Annotated in this window: 19 protein-coding genes; 5 read left to right on the top strand and 14 right to left on the bottom strand. The window is 63.5% G+C overall.

The genetic code is table 11. The features are described from left to right. Positions 1 to 2 precede the first annotated feature (2 nt). The 6 genes from recA to KUF55_RS05585 all read right to left on the bottom strand — a co-directional run bounded on the left by recA (position 3) and on the right by KUF55_RS05585 (position 6,293). Positions 3 to 1,046 (bottom strand): recombinase RecA, encoded by a 1,044-nt coding sequence (gene recA / locus KUF55_RS05610; protein WP_132361405.1) that lies wholly within the window; start codon positions 1,044 to 1,046, stop codon positions 3 to 5. Between the two features lie 209 nt (positions 1,047 to 1,255). Next, a complete protein-coding gene (locus KUF55_RS05605) occupies positions 1,256 to 1,480 on the bottom strand; it encodes a DUF3046 domain-containing protein (protein ID WP_132361407.1) in 225 nt (74 codons plus the stop codon). A gap of 146 nt (positions 1,481 to 1,626) precedes the next feature. Next, positions 1,627 to 2,052: a helix-turn-helix domain-containing protein gene (locus KUF55_RS05600; protein ID WP_132361409.1), complete on the bottom strand. Its 426-nt coding sequence runs from the start codon at positions 2,050 to 2,052 to the stop codon at positions 1,627 to 1,629. A gap of 207 nt (positions 2,053 to 2,259) precedes the next feature. Continuing rightward, complete coding sequence (locus tag KUF55_RS05595) at positions 2,260 to 2,760, bottom strand: CinA family protein (RefSeq protein ID WP_132361410.1); 501 nt, start codon at positions 2,758 to 2,760, stop codon at positions 2,260 to 2,262. Positions 2,761 to 2,792: 32 nt separating this feature from the next. Further along, positions 2,793 to 3,389, bottom strand: coding sequence for a CDP-diacylglycerol--glycerol-3-phosphate 3-phosphatidyltransferase (gene pgsA / locus KUF55_RS05590; RefSeq protein WP_132361412.1), 597 nt, complete (start codon positions 3,387 to 3,389; stop codon positions 2,793 to 2,795). A 9-nt stretch (positions 3,390 to 3,398) separates the two neighbouring features. Continuing rightward, on the bottom strand, positions 3,399 to 6,293 hold the full coding sequence (locus KUF55_RS05585; protein WP_218818254.1) for a DNA translocase FtsK: 2,895 nt from the start codon (positions 6,291 to 6,293) through the stop codon (positions 3,399 to 3,401). Positions 6,294 to 6,404: 111 nt separating this feature from the next. Between KUF55_RS05585 and KUF55_RS05580 the strand changes: the two genes are divergently transcribed. Together KUF55_RS05580 and KUF55_RS05575 are read left to right on the top strand one after the other, a co-directional pair. Then, a complete protein-coding gene (locus tag KUF55_RS05580; RefSeq protein WP_218818253.1) occupies positions 6,405 to 7,610 on the top strand; it encodes an FAD-dependent monooxygenase in 1,206 nt (401 codons plus the stop codon). A 245-nt stretch (positions 7,611 to 7,855) separates the two neighbouring features. Next, positions 7,856 to 8,647, top strand: coding sequence for an NAD(P)-dependent oxidoreductase (locus KUF55_RS05575; RefSeq protein WP_218818252.1), 792 nt, complete (start codon positions 7,856 to 7,858; stop codon positions 8,645 to 8,647). Positions 8,648 to 8,723: 76 nt separating this feature from the next. Here KUF55_RS05575 and KUF55_RS05570 read toward each other — a convergent pair whose 3' ends face one another. The 3 genes from KUF55_RS05570 to KUF55_RS05560 form a co-directional block, all read right to left on the bottom strand. Next, complete coding sequence (locus KUF55_RS05570; protein ID WP_218818251.1) at positions 8,724 to 9,008, bottom strand: putative quinol monooxygenase; 285 nt, start codon at positions 9,006 to 9,008, stop codon at positions 8,724 to 8,726. 261 nt (positions 9,009 to 9,269) lie between these two features. Next, positions 9,270 to 10,022, bottom strand: coding sequence for a tyrosine-protein phosphatase (locus tag KUF55_RS05565; protein WP_218818250.1), 753 nt, complete (start codon positions 10,020 to 10,022; stop codon positions 9,270 to 9,272). A 60-nt stretch (positions 10,023 to 10,082) separates the two neighbouring features. Further along, complete coding sequence (locus KUF55_RS05560) at positions 10,083 to 10,781, bottom strand: YafY family protein (protein ID WP_218818249.1); 699 nt, start codon at positions 10,779 to 10,781, stop codon at positions 10,083 to 10,085. A gap of 73 nt (positions 10,782 to 10,854) precedes the next feature. Between KUF55_RS05560 and KUF55_RS05555 the strand changes: the two genes are divergently transcribed. Both KUF55_RS05555 and KUF55_RS05550 read left to right on the top strand, forming a co-directional pair. Further along, positions 10,855 to 11,586 (top strand): alpha/beta fold hydrolase, encoded by a 732-nt coding sequence (locus tag KUF55_RS05555; protein WP_218818248.1) that lies wholly within the window; start codon positions 10,855 to 10,857, stop codon positions 11,584 to 11,586. Positions 11,587 to 12,014: 428 nt separating this feature from the next. Further along, the gene (locus KUF55_RS05550) at positions 12,015 to 12,488 is read left to right on the top strand and encodes a hypothetical protein (protein ID WP_132361422.1); all 474 of its coding nucleotides are present in this window, start codon (positions 12,015 to 12,017) and stop codon (positions 12,486 to 12,488) included. A gap of 71 nt (positions 12,489 to 12,559) precedes the next feature. On the opposite strand, the gene KUF55_RS05545 is transcribed toward KUF55_RS05550, so the two are convergent. Next, on the bottom strand, positions 12,560 to 12,961 hold the full coding sequence (locus tag KUF55_RS05545) for a hypothetical protein (RefSeq protein ID WP_218818247.1): 402 nt from the start codon (positions 12,959 to 12,961) through the stop codon (positions 12,560 to 12,562). Positions 12,962 to 13,185: 224 nt separating this feature from the next. Between KUF55_RS05545 and KUF55_RS05540 the strand changes: the two genes are divergently transcribed. After that, positions 13,186 to 14,073, top strand: a complete 888-nt coding sequence (locus KUF55_RS05540) for a MerR family transcriptional regulator (protein WP_218818246.1) — start codon at positions 13,186 to 13,188, stop codon at positions 14,071 to 14,073. 326 nt (positions 14,074 to 14,399) lie between these two features. Here KUF55_RS05540 and KUF55_RS05535 read toward each other — a convergent pair whose 3' ends face one another. From KUF55_RS05535 to KUF55_RS05520, 4 genes are read right to left on the bottom strand one after another with little or no spacing between them, the layout of a single operon-like run. After that, positions 14,400 to 15,191, bottom strand: a complete 792-nt coding sequence (locus tag KUF55_RS05535; RefSeq protein ID WP_218818245.1) for an ABC transporter ATP-binding protein — start codon at positions 15,189 to 15,191, stop codon at positions 14,400 to 14,402. A gap of 28 nt (positions 15,192 to 15,219) precedes the next feature. Continuing rightward, positions 15,220 to 16,350, bottom strand: a complete 1,131-nt coding sequence (locus tag KUF55_RS05530; RefSeq protein WP_255557346.1) for an iron ABC transporter permease — start codon at positions 16,348 to 16,350, stop codon at positions 15,220 to 15,222. Between the two features lie 7 nt (positions 16,351 to 16,357). Then, a complete protein-coding gene (locus KUF55_RS05525) occupies positions 16,358 to 17,593 on the bottom strand; it encodes an MFS transporter (RefSeq protein WP_218818244.1) in 1,236 nt (411 codons plus the stop codon). Beyond that, on the bottom strand, positions 17,590 to 18,885 hold the full coding sequence (locus tag KUF55_RS05520) for an opine metallophore biosynthesis dehydrogenase (protein ID WP_218818243.1): 1,296 nt from the start codon (positions 18,883 to 18,885) through the stop codon (positions 17,590 to 17,592). The genes KUF55_RS05525 and KUF55_RS05520 overlap by 4 nt, the downstream gene beginning before the upstream one ends. Positions 18,886 to 18,891 lie beyond the last annotated feature (6 nt).

The raw sequence follows: 18,891 nt of genomic DNA, 5'->3' as shown, positions 1-18,891 counted from the left end.
AATTAGGATTCCTTGACCACGCGCAACGTTTCGGCGCTGTCCTCGGCGGCCTGGCCAATGCCGAGCTTCTCGAGGATCTGGCGTTCGAGTTCGTTGGCGAGATCGGGGTTATCACGCAGGAACTTGCGTGCGTTTTCCTTACCCTGGCCCAGCTGGTCACCGTCATAGGTGAACCAAGCTCCGGACTTCTTGACGAAGCCTTGGTCCACACCAATGTCGATCAGGCTTCCCTCGCGGGAAATGCCGAGACCGTAAATAATGTCGAATTCGGCCTGCTTGAACGGCGGGGCCATCTTGTTCTTCACGATCTTGGCACGGGTGCGGTTACCCACCGGCACCGTGCCTTCCTTCAACGTTTCGATGCGGCGAACGTCGATGCGGATCGATGCATAGAACTTCAGCGCCTTACCACCGGTGGTGGTTTCCGGGCTGCCGAACATTACGCCGATCTTTTCGCGCAGCTGGTTGATGAAGATCGCGGTGGTGCGGGTCTGGGACAGACGGCCGGTAATCTTACGCAGCGCCTGGCTCATCAGGCGGGCCTGTAGACCCACGTGGCTGTCGCCCATTTCGCCTTCGATTTCGGCACGCGGTACCAGGGCGGCAACGGAGTCGATCACGACGATGTCCACGGAACCGGAGCCCACGAGCATGTCCATGATTTCCAGGGCCTGCTCGCCGGTGTCGGGCTGTGAAACCAGCAGTGCGTCGGTGTCGACGCCCAACTTCTTGGCGTATTCGGGATCCAGGGCGTGCTCGGCATCGATGAATGCGGCAATGCCACCGAGTCGCTGTGCGCTAGCCACGGCGTGCAATGCAACGGTGGTCTTACCCGAAGATTCCGGACCGTAGATCTCCACGACGCGGCCACGAGGCAGCCCGCCAATACCCAATGCGATATCCAAGGCCACCGAACCGGTCGGGATGGCTGCAATGGGCGCAACGGTCTTATCGCCCAGTCGCATGACCGAACCCTTGCCGAATTGCTTGTCGATCTGTGCGAGTGCAGCTTCGAGAGCCTTCTCGCGATCTTTACCTGCGGCCATTGTTCACCTCGGTTGTTGGGGCCAGTCCCATCAGGGAGCGGCCGGTACTCTTTGTCTATCCACGAGCGTACGACCTTGGGCCGACACTTTGGTTTTGGAACGGGTTCATTGTGGAAAAAACCGCACCACGCCCCATCGAGCTTTCACCTAGAACACTACACGGTCCCGAATAGATATTCGAATGGAACGGATGTGTTTCTTCGAATATTCTACCGCTCCTTGAGCGGGACGTCCTTGCCGAAGTGTCGCTCCGGAGGCACATCCTGGATAGCACACAGGGCCAACCACACATCTCGCGGCGGCACTCCCTTGGCCAGCGCTTCATCCGCGCTCACCCCGCCAACCGCGGATAACACCAGGGTGGAAGCCAGCGTGCGGGAGTAGCCCGCACCAAACTCATCGTCCATCAGACGCCAAAAATCACTCATTCGCACTCGGCTATTGTGCCATGCCACATCCCGGCCGTCATTTAAGTGAGTTGACCCCCGCGTCGGAGTCCTAGTTCGTGAGAACCGAACACCGACGCGGGGGTCAGCGTTGCTTCATCCCGGGTACACCACCGGGGTTATAGCTCTAGTGCTTAGTGGCTCGGGGCGAGGCGCTTGCCGAGTTCTGCCGGGTAGTCGCCAGCGAATTCGCTGGTCAGGTCCACGGGGACCGTGTCCGGAATGACGATACCTTCGGTGATGGCGATGCGATCGCTAACCTCGCGGAGCATCAGAGATAACGGAACCTCGAGAGCGCCACAGATGGAGGAAAGAAGCTCCGAGGAGGCTTCCTTTTGTCCGCGTTCAACCTCGGAGAGGTATCCGAGTGAAACACGAGCGCTGTGCGAGACTTCGCGCAGAGTGCGTCCTTGACGTTGACGAACGTCGCGCAGGACATCACCGATTTCATGTCGAAGGACTACCATCTTGCGCTCCTCTTTGTCTCGGCGGACCTCGCTCTGAAGGCCCACATCACGCCAACGGACCACACCGTTTACCGATACTGGTTGCTTGACCATGTGCATTGCCTTTGTTCTCCGGTCCTAAATGCCTTGTGGGGCGAACGGTGCAGGTCACTGTTTTGTGCCTGTCATGGGTAATAACTACCGGGAGTCGTTTTTTGTTCCCACGCCCCCACCTTAGCCATGCATGCGGAAACATTTCCACAAATACGGCTAATCGATCTGCTTTCTTGTCACAAACCGATCATTAACAAGATAACCGCATCAAGCTGTGTGCTTGCTGGGTAGCAGATGGGAGAGGAACAAGTCTAAGGCAGCGAGGTTGCTGGCGCTGCGAATCTGTTCACGATCGCCACTGAAATGCTGCTCGATAAAGCCACTGTCCGATTCGGTGGCAAATCCGAGGAACACGGTCCCCACGGCCTTGCCATCATGCGCGGACGGGCCGGCCACGCCGGTGGCGGAGACCGCCAGATCCGCGCCGCAGACGTTCCTGGCACCAATCGCCATTTGCCGGGCTACCTCTCCATCAACGGATCCGCGCTCGGTGAGCAAGTCCGAATCCACGCCCAACACGTTGGCCTTGACGGTGCTCGAGTAGCTCACCACCCCGCCCATCAGCACGGCCGAAGCACCGGGAACCGCCGCGAGCGACGCAGCGATCATGCCGGCGGTCAGGGACTCGGCCGTCGCCAGGCTGAGCTGCGCGGCGCTGGCCGCCGTGATGACCTCGGCTGCACGGATTGCGGTGGTTGATTCCGACATGGTCGCGTTCCGTCCCTTCAAAAGTGAGTTGGCTATTTGGTGGCGGCGGCGCGGAGCTGCCAGGCCTTCACCAGGTAGTCCACACCCGTCACCACGGTGACCGCCAGGGTGAGCAGCATGACGCCAAACGCCACGGCATGCAACCAGTCAAAGGTAAAGGTCCACGGCAGTAGGTACAGCACGATGGCCACTGCCTGCAGCACGGTTTTCAGCTTGCCACCGCGCGAGGCGGCCATGACGCCATAACGGATCACCACAAAGCGGACCAACGTAATGCCCCATTCACGGACCAGAATCACGATGGTGATCCACCAGGGCAACTCGGCCAAGATCGAGAACATCACCAGCGCGGAGCCGGTGAGCAGCTTGTCGGCGATCGGATCGGCGATCTTTCCGAAGTTAGTGATCAGCCCGCGGCTGCGGGCCAGATCCCCATCCAGCTTGTCGGTGTACATGGCCACGGCGAAGATGGCCACGGCCACCCAGCGCATCACCGAGTAATCCTTCTCGTCTGCCACCAAGGCCCAAATGAAGAACGGGACCATGATAATGCGCAGCACGGTGAGCACATTGGCGATGTTCAGGGTGGGGACGGGAGCTGGCTGCTGTTCTGCTGGGGATTCAGTCACGTCTCTAGGCTACCTTCCGGTAAGGTTCCAGGCGTCTTCCGAGCCCTCGTCATCGGCACCGTCATGGTATTCGGTGGCCTGTTCGAATCCATCAAGGTCCTCGGCCACCAGATCGGCACCGTAGTGATTGGCGTTGGCGTTATCCGCCAGCGCTGCCTCCACGGCCGTGGGCGCCGGGGCACCCGCGGAGGTGTCATCCCCACGCATGGCCGCCAAGACCTCGGGCAAATCATCGGGCTTGACCAACACGTCGCGAGCCTTCGAGCCCTCGGAAGGGCCCACCACGCCACGAGATTCGAGCAGGTCCATGAGCCGGCCGGCCTTCGCAAAGCCCACGCGCAGCTTGCGCTGCAACATCGAGGTGGAACCAAATTGTGTGGTAACCACCAGCTCGGTGGCCTGCAGCAACAGCTCCAGGTCATCTCCGATGTCATCATCGATCTGCTTCTTTTGGACCTCGGGGGCCACGTCGTGACGGTACTCGGCCTTCAGCTGACCCTTGACGTGTTCCACCACGGCATGGATCTCGGACTCGGTGACCCAGGCACCCTGGACACGCATGGGCTTGGAGGTGCCCATGGGCAGGAAGAGCGCGTCACCCTGACCCAGCAACTTCTCGGCACCCGGCTGGTCAAGGACCACACGGGAGTCAGTGACCGACGAGGTGGCAAAGGCCATGCGCGAGGGCACGTTGGCCTTGATCAGACCGGTCACCACGTCAACGGAGGGACGCTGGGTGGCCAGCACCAGGTGGATACCCGCGGCACGGGCCAGCTGGGTGATACGCACGATCGAGTCTTCCACGTCGCGCGGGGCGACCATCATGAGGTCCGCGAGCTCATCAACGATGACCAACAGGTACGGGTAGGGCTTCATGATCCGCTTGGAGCCCTCGGGCGGGACGGCCTTACCGTTCTTGACGGCCTTGTTGAAGTCATCGATGTGCTTAAAACCGAAGTTGGCCAGGTCGTCGTAGCGGGTGTCCATTTCACGAACCACCCACTGCAGGGCCTCGGCGGCCTTCTTCGGGTTGGTGATGATCGGGGTGATCAGGTGCGGCACGCCCTCGTAGGCGGTGAGTTCCACACGCTTGGGGTCAACCATGACCATGCGCACCTCATCGGGGGTGGCACGCATCAAGATGGAGGTGATCATCGAGTTCACAAACGATGATTTACCGGCACCGGTGGCACCCGCCACCAAGAGGTGCGGCATCTTGGCGAGGTTGGCAACAACAAAACCGCCCTCAACATCCTTGCCCACCCCCATGACCATGGGGTGCTCGGTCTTACGGGCATTGTGGCTGCGCAGCACGTCTCCCAGGACCACAATTTCCTTATCCGCATTCGGGATCTCGATACCGATCGCGGACTTGCCCGGGATCGGGGACAGAATGCGCACGTCCGAGGAGGCCACCGCGTAGGAGATGTTCTTGGACAGGGCGGTGACACGCTCGACCTTGGTGCCCGAGGCCAGCTCGATCTCATAACGGGTGACCGTTGGGCCGCGGGAGAACCCGGTGACCTTCGCGTCCACCTTGAACTGATCCAGCGTGTCGGTCAGCGCGGCAACCACCGCATCGTTGGCCTCGGAGCGTTGCTTGGAGGGCGGGCCGGCGGGCAGGAGGTCGGAGGCCGGCAGCGTGTAGGTCACGTCCCCGGAGAGCTGGAGCTGTTCGGTACGCGCCGGGATCGGCGGCAGCGGTGCGGCCGCCGGGCGGTCCGGAACCTGGGACACACTCGAGGTGGTCTCGGCGTCGTAGTTGCTCAGGTCGATCGCGCTCATGGCCTGGGTGTCGGCCTCGGGCTCGCGGCCCAGCCCCACCGAGTCCATGATGGCAGCGCGCTCGCGCTCGTCCTTGGTGGGGCGGCGGACGCCCGGGCGGATCGCCGGTTCGGCGTCCTGTTCGGCCGCGGCATCCGTGTAGTAGGCGTCCGCATCGTTCACCGGGACGTTGCCGTAATCATCGGTGATCACGGCCGTGTCATAGGCGACGTTGCGATCGTATTCGGCGGCGGCTTCGGCCGCGGCGAGAGCCTCCGCGTCAGTGTCCTTGTCCTTGCCAAAGAGCCTGATCTTCTTGCGGGACTTCTTGGGCTCGACGTCGGATTCGTAGAGGTAGGACTGGTCGTGCTCTTCCCCGGTCAGTTCGGTGCCGCGCGGTGCGCTGTAGCCCTCCGGGTGCTGGCCCATGAGTCGTTCATACCCGCTGCGGAAGCGCGCGGGGATCTGCCTAAAGGGGGTGGCGGTGAGGATCATCAGGCTCAGCAGGGCCAGGAAAATCATCACGGCCATGGTGGCTGGCGCGCTGATCAGCGCCGCCAGTGGGACGGTCAGCAGGGCGCCCAAAACGCCGCCGGCTGCCCAGAGTTCGTCAAAGGGTGCGGAGATTCCCGGTACTCCCCCGGCCACGTGGGAGATGCCGGATCCGGCCAGCGTGAGCAACGTGAGGCCGATACCCACCCGGTTGTTCGCTCGATCATCCTCCGGCCAGCGGAAGAGTCTAATGGCTCCGATCAAAAGGATCGGCGGCATCAGCGCCGACATAAATCCGAAGGTTCCCGCGGCCACCGAATGCACAAAGCTGCCGTACCAACCGATGCCACGCAGCCCCCACCACTCCACCGAGGCGATGATAATGGCCAGGATCACCAGAAAGAGGCCCGTGCCGTCGCGGCGGACCTCATAGGGTGGGTGCACGTCGGCACCGATCTTACGGAAGGCTCCGGCGGTGACTCGCGCGATGCCCATCCAGGCCGAACGCACCATGCGCACCGGCAGCGGGAAATCGTGCTCAATCGCCGCTGCGGCGTTCTTGGTGGTGCGTGTCGTTTTGGTGGTGCCTCCGGAACCCGTGGTGCGGCCCGAGGCCTTGGGTTTCTTGGAGGGAGTGCGGGTGGCCATAGCTCTAGCGTATCGCCCGCAGGTGACTAACCGCTGAATTTACACAGTTCACGCGGCCTCTGGCGCCCCGAAAGATGGATCACAACCAGTGGACTCCAGCCGCCGCGGGACTTGGCGCGATGCTGCGATCCCGGACCGATTTCACTGGCTGACCGCAGGTCAACCCTTGCCATCGAGCTGCGCCGCCGCGGACTGGAACCGCTGGTCTTTGACCGGGTGGCGGAACTGCGCGAGGTCGGCGCGGCCGTCGCTCTCTCGGCCAATGCCACCCGCTACCTCCAGGAGCGAACCGGCATCGGAGCCGGATTGGCAGCGGCATCGGCCAACGTGGACGGGCTGGTATTCCGCGATGGCCGCGACGGGCGGGTCATCGCCCGAGTGTCCTCACGCGAGCACTATCGGGCCACCTGCGGCGCACCGTACTACGGCATCCACCGGGCGGATCTGCAGAAACTGCTGGTGGAGCGTCTCGGCGGTGAGGGTCTGCACCTATCCAAGGAGTGCGTGCGGATCGAGGAAGGCACCGACGCGGTGTCCCTCCATTTCAGTGACGGGGACATCGTCGAGGCAGATCTGGTCATCGGCGCCGATGGCGCACGCTCGATGCTGCGCCGCCACGTCGTGGGATACGACGACGCCCAGTTCTCCGGCTGTTCCGGCTGGCGCGGGATCGTGGCCCCCGAGGCCCTGGCGGACCTTCCAGATCCGGAGGCCATCCAGTTCTGGATGGGGCCCGGCGGCCACCTGCTGCACTACCCGATCGGCAGCGGCGAGCAGAACTATCTTCTGGTCCGCCGGCACGGCGGACCGTGGGAGGGCCCGGCCTGGGCCGCACCGGATGAGGAAGGCGCCCACCTCAAGGCATTCGAGGGCTGGCACCCAGCCGTGCGGCAAATGATCGGCGCCGCGCCGACCGGAGACCGCTGGGCACTGTTCCAGCGCCCGCCGCTACATCAATGGAGCCGCGGAAGGGTCACCCTCATGGGAGACGCCGCCCATGCACTGGTCCCCCATCACGGACAGGGAGCAAACCAGTCCATCGAGGACGCCATTGTCTTGGCCGATTGCCTCATCCAGGGGCTAGAGGACGGTTCCGGCTGGGAGAACGCGCGCCAGCGCTACCAGGACGTGCGCATCGAGCGGACCCGCAAGGTCCAGATCGCCTCGGCCACCACCGGTGAGGTCCTACACCTGCCCGACGGCGCACGCGCCGATGCTCGCAACGCCCGGCTGGCGGCGCCGGACGCGTGGGATCGCCACCTGGGCTGGATCCACGAGTACCAGGCGGCTCGCTCCCTTCAGCCCGCCTCGGCCTGACCGGTTGCCGCACGGTCTCGCACCTCGCGCACCGGCAGCGGGAGGCCGTGTTCGACCAGAGGCGTCCGTGTTCGACAACCGTTGACCCGCCCCCGGGATGCGAATCGGGCTCGTGCCGGTGTTCCGTTTCGCATCCGGGATTTCTTATCGGATCTACTGCAACGGACATCAGAATGAGCTAAGCCACGATCACCTATCGGACGTATCGATGTGGTGCTCTCAAGGTCATGCCCTACGGTTTGAGAATGACGAAGATTGCTAGAAGTCGCTGGGTAATCACCGGCGCAGCCGGAAATATCGGATCGGCGCTCCGTGCCGCCCTGCTGGAGCTGGGGGTCGACCTCGTCTCCACGGACATCCTTTCAACGGCTCCGGTCGGACCACGGGACTCATTCGTGCAGGCAGCACTCGGGGACCTGGAGTCATTAGTTGAACTGTTTGTCGGCGTTGACGGAGTAATCCACCTCGGGGGGATCGCTGACGAAGCTGATTTCCATGATCTGGCCGATGCGAATATTATCGGCACTTACCATGTCCTCGAGGCCGCACGGCGCTCCAGCGTGCCTCGAGTGGTATTCGCCAGCAGCAACCGACTGACGGGCATGTACCCCTCGAGTGAACACGTTTCACCCGACATGCCTCCTCGCCCCGACGGGTTCTACGGCGTATCGAAAGTCGCAGGGGAAGCACTGTGCCGGCTTTACGCTGACAAATTCGGACTCAGCACCATCTCTGTACGCATCGGCAGTTACGAGAACCGCCCCTCATCCGCGCGAGAACAGCGAACCTGGCTCAGTCCTGCGGACGCTGTACGGGCGTTCATCGCGGCCATGACGACCGAGGAACGCACTGCCGTGTTCTACGCCGTGTCCGCCAACACTGCCCGCTGGTGGGATCTCGAATCCGGAAAAACGGTCGGATTCATCCCGCAAGATAATGCTGCCCACTGGGGTCCGGAGGAGCGTATCGACGTGAATCTTCCCCAAGGTGGAATTTATGCGACCCCGGAGTATTCGACGGAGAAGATGAGCCGATAGACCTTCGGCTTGCGGGCTCCCGCTTGGTGTCCACTAATTGGTTCCCAATGGAAACAACCGTTGGTAGTTTCGGGAACTAGGCAGCGCTGGTGTAGATCAGGGCTGGTGCTGCCGTCTCCAGGGTTTCGAGCTTGTGCATAGCTTCAATGAAATGATCTGTTCTTGTGTGTGCGTCAAGATGATCTTGCGAGAGCCAACGCTCCGCAAGCATAAGTTGACAAGGATCATCGCGAAGCTGAAGGAGTTCGTAGCTTACGCATCCGGGCTCTTTCAGTGTTGCGGCGACCAGCTCTCCATAGACGGCGAGGGCCGTTTCGAGATTCTCCTCTGTAACCGAAGATCCCACCAAGACGCTGATCATTTCGGTGATGCTCCGCTGGTGCATTCTTCTGCTGCTCGAGACTACCAAGAATGGAGTTGCCATGACTGCACACAAGAGGTTCTCCTAACCAAATAGGTTCGCCCGCCAATCGAATGCTGTACCGGTCAAGATCCGTCATACGGGACGTTGGCCCCTTCACGCACGGAACATACTTTGCGGGATGGCAGCGGGTGGAATGCTGCCAAATTGCCGAGGCACGCTCCTGGCATACGCAACCTTCAGAAATCCAGACTCAACCACCTAGTAGTCAATAAGTTTCGCCCGCAACAACTCCCGAGTTGCAGCCGATACATTGAGTGAGTCAAAAATGCCCTGTGCATTGACTACCACCTCACGAACGATGGGAAGCTTGTCGTTCAGCCACTCATTTGCGGTTTCTTGGGACCACTTCGCATGGTCATCAACCGTCGGGGCATGACTGGCAATGCCCGCCATTGCGCGGACTGACGCGGCATAGTCGTTGACGACAGCATGGGGCTCAACCCCCGCATTCCCAAGAAGCAATGCGCTGATCATTCCGGTGCGGTCTCGCCCTGCGCTGCAATGCACCAGCACCCCCGGGATTGCGGATGCGATGGCTTCCAGAGCAGCCCGCACAAGGTGAGGTTGGAGCCGCCAGTTGTGGCTCCAATACTCGGGAGAGTCGAGTATCGGAAAGCAGACCTTTTGAAACTCGGGATCGTTATGGTCTTCTGTCGGGGCGCTTGTGATTGCCAAATCTGCAAGGATTTCGGTCGAAATGTTTGGATCCCCGTCTTGTTTCCCCACCTCATAGGAGCAGCGTAGATCCACGATCGAGGTGAGGCCCCAAGCGCGCGCGGTTTCCCAACCTGCCGGAGTGAAGCGCTCGCGACGTGGCCCCCTAGCGATCCGGCCCGGTACGGTTGTCCCCGTGCGAGAGAGACTGGTTGGCAATCCGCCCAGATCCCGGGCATTGACGTAACCGTCCCAAGTGAGTTCCATATTTGTCGTCATCGGGTCATCGTATGGCATGGATTGGCTCGTCATTCTGCACCTGAGTGAAACTGTCCCGGTGAGGGTTACTTCAGTGGTTCACTCGCTCCGACCGTGCACCGGTGTAGCGTTCGCCGGGGGTATTCCAACCTCGTGGATGGTGTGGTCACTACAGGCCGACTTAGTTACGTTGGCCCGATCGATGCGCGATACGGTAAACCATCGCATTGCATTGCGCAGTCGGCACCACCCAATTAGGTACCACTGGCCGTTCGTCGAGGCGAACAGCACAGGTTCGACGTCGCGGGTGGTCGTGGTGCCATCTCTAGAAGTGTAGCGAATGCGAACTACGCGCTGCTCGGCCATCGCCTCCTCCAAAGCCGACTTTATTGCGCGCGAAGATGAAGGAATCGACTTAACCCAGACACGTTGGGCTAGTTCGTCAGCTCTTGCTCGAGTTCTGGGATCGAGGACGTCCAAGATCTTCTGGATACCCGCGGCTGCCAGATCTGCGTAGGGGGCATCGGGGGCAGCAGACACAGCCGCCATGAGCGCCACGGCCTGCGCTGGGGAAAGGCTGACAGGCGGCAGGGACGCGCCGTCGGCTAGTCCGTAGCCGCCACCAGGGCCTGGGCGCGACCATAGAAGCGCCCCACTGTTCTCTAACGCATCGAGGTCCCTCTTGACCGTGCGCACGGATACCTCGAACTCACTCGCCAACCGCTCAGCGGACACTCCCCGCGCGCCGCTACGGCGCAACATCTCAGTGAGAGCATGGAGGCGTTCGGTGCGCTTCACAGTTCAGGCCCAAATGAATTCATGACATAAATAGTGACACACCCTTGTCCGAAGGGCCTGCGAGAGTTGTGATATGACAACTACTAAGCGCAGCCCAAGCATCATTCTCATCGCCGGCCACTGGCTGGGGGCTTGGGCGTGGGATGAAGTCCTTGAGCACTTGCAAACCGACCACTCCAGTGCAATCGCTATGACACTGCCTGGTCTCGACGCGGACGATCCTGCACGTGCGACGAAGACTCTCGATGACCAGGCGGAAGCGATCCTGGGCGTAATTTCTCAACAAGGAGATCAGCCCGTGGTTCTCGTCGCCCACAGCGGGGCTAACGCCCCCGTCAGCCTCGTCATGGACCGGCACCCTGAGCTTGTCCACCGGGTAGTGTGGGTCGACTCCGGCCCTGTGGCGACGGGCAATGTCACCGCCCCCGATTTCTCCGTTGAGTTGAATGAGCTGCCGCTACCGTCGTTCGATGTACTCGCGCAACAGGCGAGTCTCGAAGGCCTGAGTGCAGAGGTCCTCGAACGTTTTCGGGCCCTTGCCGTCCCTGAGCCCGGCCCAGTGCTTCGTCAGCCCGTCGAGCTCACTAACGAGGCCCGCAGTAGCATCCCGACCACCCTGGTGTGCTGCTCGATCTCGAGCAAACAGGTAATGGAGCTGGTCGAAGCAGGCCATCCCGTGTTTGCCGAAGTCGCGAACCTCGAACGCCTCGACAGCATCGATCTCCCCACAGGGCACTGGCCCATGTGGAGTCGGCCCCTTGACCTCTCCAATGCCATTCACTCAGCGGCTTCACTAGACAACTAAACCGCAAGTAATGGGAGAGGGTCATCTGAATACGGTTGACCCTCTCCCATCTCTGATGGAGCCTTTGCCACACCCAACGGCTACTCGGGCGCCGCACTTTTGGGTTAGAAAGCGGAAGTTGGGAGTCGGTGAGGACAGCTCGGCGCTAGGCATTGAGGCAATGCGGATTGAGGTCGTCATCAGTGGGTTGATGCAGGGGTGCTGCCCGCAATAATGCCTGGTCCGAATCAGGCATAAGAGTGTCCCGTGGAAGGTTCCCGCTATGGGACGGCATGGCTATGGGCTTTCAACCACTCGGGACAGTGATCGGTGCTCCGATCCCCACCCTCTTACGGAACTGCCAGAATTCGCCGTCCCCCGAGCGGAATCGATGAGGTCATGCGGCATATGGGCATGCAGCTTTCAGCTTCGTAGGACAAGATGGACCCATGGAGTTTAGGCAGAACAAGAAACCGGTTCAGTTCCCAACCGCATGGGCTTTTCTCGCCGTGTCGTTGTTCCTCGGGGTTTCTCTCACCGGGTGCGCACAAAATTCCGGATACCAAGAGTCGCTAGCAAGTGCCGCTGACAATGCACAGGGTGCTTTCGCCCTTCCAAGAGGAGAGGGTGAAGGCGCACCCATTCCCCTGTGGGAAACAGTTCTGATTGTCTGTCCCTACAGTGACACGAACCTGGTTCCAGAACCGTTCGCCAAGAACGTCCAGAATCTTGATACCGCGTCGACGGATTCCGTGCAGTGGCTGCTCTTTTCTGAGCAAAACAATCTCAGTCGTATTTCTGTCGAAAGATCGGCAGTCGATTTTTGCCAAGGCGAATCACACCCTATCGAGTATGAAAGCAAACGGGCCTGGAACGCAGAGAAGCATGACGGCGCATGGGTCATGACACCAACTACGGTCTAGTCTCCGCTATCGAAGCAAACTGGTCCGCAAGAGGTTCCCGTGTGGAACGGTAGGACGGAGAGCTCGGCCACTTACCGTTCCTCGCAGTAGAACTCAGATGCGAGAACTTCCACTGGTGTTTTGAGCAGGAAAACACCCCTCGTATTTTCGACGTAGTCAACGATCCTCGTTCTAGCTTCTGCATCGTTAAAGCCATCGAGCTCCACTCTCCACCTACCTCTGAACCGATGGTCGGAATCCACAAAACCAGGGGAACAGACCCTGACATAGAAGATGTTCCCGATCTTTTCGGAGAAGGAGCCCAGGAAAATCTCTTTGACGGTGAGCTCGTAAACGGTGGCCCAAGTGGTTTCCTCTGCGCCAAACGGGGCCTTCGAAAAATCCCTTTCGCAGAGGTACTCGTCATCATCGGGATCCTCGCTCCATGATTCGTACAAAATCACTGGAGAAACCGTTCTACGCATTGAAGTCATCCACCTACTATCAATGGAAGGAACGCATCTTGTTAGGTCCATGCGTTGTGTGTCAGGTTCGTTGCAACCGTCAGGACAGCAAAGGGGCCCGGGCTAGAAATGTGCGAGGGAACGTGGCAAGCGATACCCGATGCCAATGTCCCGTTGGCCGTTGGCCGTTGCACCTGCCGTAGCGTCATGTGGTCTGCTGGAAGCACATCCCGTCCCAATCCGAGAGGTTTGCCATGCACCCGTTCCCTACCCCGCCCCGAGAGGTCCTGATCGGCGACGCCGCGGCATTCGTCGGCGTCACTCCGCGGACGATCCGCCACTACCACCAGGTCGGCCTGCTGCCCGAGCGGGAGCGGGGCGGCGACGGCCGCCGCCGGTACGGCTACGCGGAGATCATCCGGCTGCTCTGGATCCGCCGCATGGCCGACGCTGGGATCGCCCTCGAAGACATCCGCGGCGCCTTCGAAGGCGCCGCACCAGTCGGCGCCGGCAGCGAGGGCGAGATCGCAGGCGTCCTCGCTCGGCTGGAGGACACCCTCGCCGCGCAGGAGGCCGAGCTGCAGCACAAGCGCGCCTCGGTGCAGCGCATGCGGGCCCTTGGGAGCCGACTGGGACTGCTCGACGATTTCGTCTCCACCCGCCTCGAGGCCGCACCCGAGGGCTCGCTGCGCCAGGACGACCTGGATACCCTGTTGGTCACCGAGCGGATCTTCGGTCCACTCGGCGCCGCTGTCCAGGCCGGCCGCTTCCTCGCGTTGGCGCTCCATCCTGCACTGCGGGCGAAGTCCGACCGCCTCGACGCCGCCGAGAAAGCACTGGATAACACGGTCGCCGTTGATGACCCCCGAGTTGCGGAGCTGGCGGTCCAGCGGCACGCCTTCGAGACCGAGCTGATGCGCGTCATCGAAGAGTCCGGTCAGTTGGAGCAGGACGATGCTCTCTTCGACACCTGGGACGAGCTGCACCCGCCTGAGAACGCGAACCCGGCGCCCGACCCCGTAGAAGGATCCCGCGCGAGGACCGCGGCGGAGATCATCCGGAGCATGCCCTACGACTTCTCCCCGGCCCGTCTGCGCAGCATGGAGCTGGCGGTGCAACTCGGAGCGGCGGCGTCGTCCTAAGTGGGCCCGGCGCCTCGGCAAGGCACCGATCGAATCCATGAACCATCCGCCAACGGAACTCATCCAGCCGTCCGGTAAGAGGTTCCCCTTAAGGACACGGAATCCCGGTTCACGCTCCTTCCGATATCCCGCGCATACAGCTGCTGAAAATTGCTGCCGATCTCTCGGCGCTACACCCGGCGATCAATATTCCGTCATCTTAGATGGCTGAATTTTCGCGTTGTCAAGATCCGCATATACCCGGACCGACTTCGTGTCCGGTGGAGGAACAGCTGCTTCTGCGCACCGGCGCCGGGCCAGCAAGGCCCGGCGGACCAGCCGACACCCTAGCCGGCGGCCCCCGCGTGCGCCATGGCCGGCTCGTCCGCCATGCTGAAGACCAGCTGCAGGGTCCCGCGCACCGAAACCGGTTCAACGTGGATCCCGTACACCCGCAGCAGCATCTCCGGGGTCAGCACCTCCTCTGGTGTTCCGCCCGCCACCACCTCGCCGTCCTGAAGCATGACCAACTTGGTGCAGTAGCGCGCGGCCAGGTTCAGGTCGTGCAGCACCACCACGGTGGTGACCCCGAGCTGCCCCACCATGCGCAAAAGCTCGTGCTGGTAGCGGATGTCCAGGTGGTTGGTCGGTTCATCGAGCAGCAGGTGATCCGCCTGCTGGGCCAGCGTGCGAGCCACCAGCACGCGCTGCTTCTCCCCGCCCGAGAGCGTGGAATAACGACGGTCGGCCAGCTCCCGGGCCCCGACCCGGCTCAGCGCCGCGGCCACCGCCTGGTGATCCTCGCGGGTGAAGGCGGCCAGCGCCTTGCGGTGCGGGGCGCGGCCGAGCAGCACCATGTCCGCGACGCTCACCGGCAAATCGGTGGGCGTTTCCTGAGCGACCACGGCCACCCGCCGGGCCAGCTCGGTGCCGCGCAGCGCCGTGATCGGTTGCTCGTCGAGGGTGACCAGTCCGGCCCGCGGGCGCAGCGCCGCGTACAGGGTGCGCAGGAAGGTGGACTTGCCGCTGCCGTTCGGGCCGATGAGCCCGATGACCTCCCCGGGCCCGGCGTGCAGGGAAGCGGATTTCACTACCAGCGTGCCGCCGTAGCCCACGGAAATATCGGTGGCTGTGATCATGTTGTGGGCCTCCTGGGGCGATTGATTCTCATTGGGTCGGGTTTAATTTGCGCACCAGCACGAACAGCAGCGGGGCGCCGAGCAGGGCGGTGACGATGCCCAGTGGCAGTTCCTGCGGGGCCAGCGCCGTCCGGGCGAGCACGTCGGCCCAGACCAGGAAGATCGCGCCGAGCAGCGCCGCCACCGGCAACAGCTTGCGGTGGGTGGAGCCCACGCACAGCCGGGCGATGTGCGGGATGATCAGCCCGACAAATCCGATGCCGCCGGAGGCCGCGACGAGCGCGCCCACGCAGAGCGCGGTCACCACCATGACCGCCGCGCGCAGCTTCGCCGGGGAGACCCCCAGCGTCTGGGCCGTGCTGTCTCCGATGGCCAGCGCGTCCAGCGGGCGGGACCAGAGCAGCAGCAGCGCGATGGTGCCCAGCACCACCGCCCAGGTGATCAGCGCGGATTGCCCGGTGGCCTGGGTCAGCGAACCGAGCGTCCAGAAGAGCACCGAGCGGCCCGCATTGGGGTCATCGGAGGCGAAGATCAGCAGCGAGGTGAGCGCATGCAGCACGTAGCCCACCGTTACCCCGGCAAGCACCAGCCGGGTGGAGGTCATCTGAGATCCGACCCGCGCGAGCAGGAAAACCGCGATCCCGGCGGCCAGCGCCCCGGCAAAGGCGCTACCGGCCAGCGAGGCCGATCCGATGCCCGCCGAGGCACCGAAGAGGATCGAGGCCGCCGACAGGGTTGAGGCCCCTGAGGTCACGCCCAGCAGGTAGGGTTCGGCCAGGATGTTGCGTGTCAGGGCCTGCAATGCCACCCCGGCCAGCGCCAGCCCGGCGCCGACGGCGGCGCCCAGCAGCACCCGGGGCACGCGCAGCAGCAGCACGATGGATTCCTCGGAGTTGGTCCAGCTACCCATCGGCTCGCCGCCGACCAGGTGCCCGCGCAGGATCTGGAGTACCGTGCCCGCTTCGATGGCCACCGGCCCAAGGCCCACGGCCACCGGCAGGGTGATCAGCAGCGCGGCCAGCAGAGCGGCGATCCACCATGCGGTGTGCCGGGTGCGCCGATCGTGCTCCAGATCATCGCCGGAGAAGACCAGCGGGGCACTCGGTGGTGGTGGTGCGCTGCGCGGTTCGCGGAGTGCGGGGTCCAGCTGGGTCATCATGGCCTCTTCATCGGTTGCTTGTGGATGGGTGATCGGTGCTGGTGCGCAGGGTGAGCGCGGCAAATAGGGCCAGCAGGGTGAATCCGCCGAGCACCGCGGCCGCGGCCAGATAGCCCGCCGCGCCCAGTGCCACCCCGGCGGCCCCGGCGCCGAGGAACAATCCCAGGGACATACTGGCGGCATTCAGGCTCAGCGCGGTGCCGCGCACCTGCCCGCAGCGGCGCACCAGCAGGGTCATCACCGCCGCGGAAACCACCGCATGGCTGGCCGAGAGCACCGCGGTGCCCAGCATCGCCAGCGGGAGCACCGGGGAAAGGTACACCCCGAGCAGCGCCAGCAGGCCGGTGCCCAGGGCGATGGCCATCACGGCCCGGGTGCGAATCTCGGAGTCCTGCGCGTTGAGCATCCGCCCGGCGAGCAGGTGCCCGAGGAAGAAGGAGCCTCCGCTCAAAGACCAGACGAAGGCGAACCAGCCGGTGGAAAGCTGGAACTTCTCCGCGTACAACGGGGCGAGGAAGGCCAGATGACCCATCAGCGCGCCGGCCCGTCCGAAGGAAACCAGCAGCAGAGCCCGCGCCCCGGGGATGGCCGCCAGCGTGCGGAAGGCAGCCAGGTAGCCCAGCCGCGGGGCCGGAGCATCCGCGCCGGGATGTGCGCGGCCGTAGCGCAGCAGGGCCGGCGCCAAGGCGAGGGCGAGCACCGCGATCGCGATGAGATTGCCCCGCCAGCCCCACCACAGTGCCGGCAGCACCAGCAGCGGTGCGCCCACCATGGAGGCCAGCGTCTGGGCGGTCATGACCAGGGTGGCGGCACGGCCCGCGGCGGGAGTAGCCCCGAAGCGGTCAGCGGCGGCGGTGGACAGCGCCGGGTAGAGCAGCGCGTTGGACACCCCGGTGGCCAGGCAGAAGGCCGCCAGCGCGGCCAGTCCGGAGAAGGTCCCGAGCACCGCGGCGGCCCCCAGCAGTGCCAGGGCGGCGGCGGCCACGCGGCCCGGGGCGATGCGCCCAATCAGCGGGGCCAGCGCGACGCCGGTGAGTACCGCACCCACCCCGGCCAGTCCGCGCAGGGAACCGACCTCCGCAACGCCGGCCTCGGCCCAATCGGCGATCGGTATCAGGAAGGTGCTCAGCACGGTGAAGGGCAACAGGCCCACGGCCGAGGCCAGCAGGGCCGGCCAGATTTCGGCGATGATCTTTCGTTCGCTCAGTAGCTTTTCGGTGGTTCCCGGTTCGGTGGTCTTCATGCGGCGCTCCCGATGCCGGCGCGGATCATGCCCAGGTCTTCTGCGAAGTCCTGCACGCTAAAGGCCGCGGAGCGCGGCTGGTCCCCCAGTGCCTGTGCCGCCTGCGTGAGCGCGCCCTCGTAGGCGTCCAGGAGGTGATCGATCGTCGGGCAGGGCACCGCGAGGTGCCGGGCCAGACCCTGGATGATCTTGGTGCGGTAGTAGTCTTCCTTTGGCATCCGTGGCACGTCCCAGTGGCCCGAGTCGTTGCGGAAGATCGGCCGGATGGGGATGGCCGAGAAGTCGAAGTATCTCCCGTCCGCACTGGGTTCGGAGAATGGGTCCACCAGTAGCGAGGCGTAGCGCACGTAGATGAGGTACTCCTGGTGGATGGCCGGCAGCTGCTCGAACGCGGCCACGTGTGCCGGGTCGATGCTCTGCGGGTGCACCGGGTAGCCGTCGTGGAGCATGAAGGACAGCAGGTTAACTCCCTTCCCGCCCAGCGCGGTGAGAATGGCCGAAAGCTCCCGCCACTGCTGCACCAGGGTGTGGATCATTGACGGGGTGATAGGTCCCTCGGGGTAAAGCTTGTAAACGTACTGAGTCGGTGGCGCCGCGGCGAATACGGCGCGCAGCGTGACCTCGTTCATGAATAGCGCCGGATGCACATACAGGGACAGGTTTCGTGCCTCGGCCTCCACCGGCAGGGGCAGGATGTTCAGCTCGGTGCCCACCGTCTCGTGCACCGCGCGCAGCCGCTGCAGCGCGGGCGATTCACCGCGGCTGGATCCGGCGTAGATGCGGGCCTTGGCCCCGGCGGTCAGCACCGAGGCGCCCGGGGTGCCCTGCGCCCAGCGGGTATCACCCAGGTAGCTGGAAAAGCTGATGACTTCCGGATCCGTGCCCTGTGCCCTGGCGTACTCGCGCACCAGGGCCCCGGAGCCCAGGGTGGGTGAGAGCAGCACGATGCGCTGGAATCCGGCCAGCACCTCGCTCGCCAGCTGGCGCAGCACCGGGAGGTAGGCATCCGCGGTGACCGTGAGGATCAGGGTGTCCCAGCTCCCGGCCACGGATCCGTATCCGCGGAACCGCTGCTCGATCCGGCACCGTCCCGCCAGCGCGGCATGGCTGGCGTTCTGCACCTCGGCCCGGACGGTGCCCGCGGTGGAGTCCAGCGCCGCGAAGAAGGCCGCGGAACGCTCGGACTCGCGCCCGGCGATGCCCAGGGCGCCGGGCAGCGAAGCGAGCAGCACGGCGCTTTGCACCGCCACCGGGCCGGTCCCGGCGATGAGGATGTTTCCCAATTCGTCCATCTGCTA

The organism is Paeniglutamicibacter sp. Y32M11, from assembly GCF_019285735.1.
GTDB lineage: Bacteria > Actinomycetota > Actinomycetes > Actinomycetales > Micrococcaceae > Paeniglutamicibacter.
The sequence above is the reverse complement of the archived record's forward strand: the minus strand, read 5'-3'. Positions and strand labels throughout refer to the sequence as shown.

What these genes read in the sequence shown, in the direction of transcription:
- recA (WP_132361405.1), bottom strand. Translation starts at nt 1,046, where the DNA reads ATGGCCGCAGGTAAAGATCGCGAGAAGGCTCTCGAAGCTGCACTCGCA.
- KUF55_RS05600 (WP_132361409.1), bottom strand. Translation starts at nt 2,052, where the DNA reads ATGGTCAAGCAACCAGTATCGGTAAACGGTGTGGTCCGTTGGCGTGAT.
- KUF55_RS05595 (WP_132361410.1), bottom strand. Translation starts at nt 2,760, where the DNA reads ATGTCGGAATCAACCACCGCAATCCGTGCAGCCGAGGTCATCACGGCG.
- KUF55_RS05585 (WP_218818254.1), bottom strand. Translation starts at nt 6,293, where the DNA reads ATGGCCACCCGCACTCCCTCCAAGAAACCCAAGGCCTCGGGCCGCACC.
- KUF55_RS05575 (WP_218818252.1), top strand. Translation starts at nt 7,856, where the DNA reads ATGACGAAGATTGCTAGAAGTCGCTGGGTAATCACCGGCGCAGCCGGA.
- KUF55_RS05570 (WP_218818251.1), bottom strand. Translation starts at nt 9,008, where the DNA reads ATGATCAGCGTCTTGGTGGGATCTTCGGTTACAGAGGAGAATCTCGAA.
- KUF55_RS05565 (WP_218818250.1), bottom strand. Translation starts at nt 10,022, where the DNA reads ATGCCATACGATGACCCGATGACGACAAATATGGAACTCACTTGGGAC.
- KUF55_RS05555 (WP_218818248.1), top strand. Translation starts at nt 10,855, where the DNA reads ATGACAACTACTAAGCGCAGCCCAAGCATCATTCTCATCGCCGGCCAC.
- KUF55_RS05550 (WP_132361422.1), top strand. Translation starts at nt 12,015, where the DNA reads ATGGAGTTTAGGCAGAACAAGAAACCGGTTCAGTTCCCAACCGCATGG.
- KUF55_RS05545 (WP_218818247.1), bottom strand. Translation starts at nt 12,961, where the DNA reads ATGACTTCAATGCGTAGAACGGTTTCTCCAGTGATTTTGTACGAATCA.
- KUF55_RS05540 (WP_218818246.1), top strand. Translation starts at nt 13,186, where the DNA reads ATGCACCCGTTCCCTACCCCGCCCCGAGAGGTCCTGATCGGCGACGCC.
- KUF55_RS05535 (WP_218818245.1), bottom strand. Translation starts at nt 15,191, where the DNA reads ATGATCACAGCCACCGATATTTCCGTGGGCTACGGCGGCACGCTGGTA.
- KUF55_RS05530 (WP_255557346.1), bottom strand. Translation starts at nt 16,350, where the DNA reads ATGATGACCCAGCTGGACCCCGCACTCCGCGAACCGCGCAGCGCACCA.
- KUF55_RS05525 (WP_218818244.1), bottom strand. Translation starts at nt 17,593, where the DNA reads ATGAAGACCACCGAACCGGGAACCACCGAAAAGCTACTGAGCGAACGA.
- KUF55_RS05520 (WP_218818243.1), bottom strand. Translation starts at nt 18,885, where the DNA reads ATGGACGAATTGGGAAACATCCTCATCGCCGGGACCGGCCCGGTGGCG.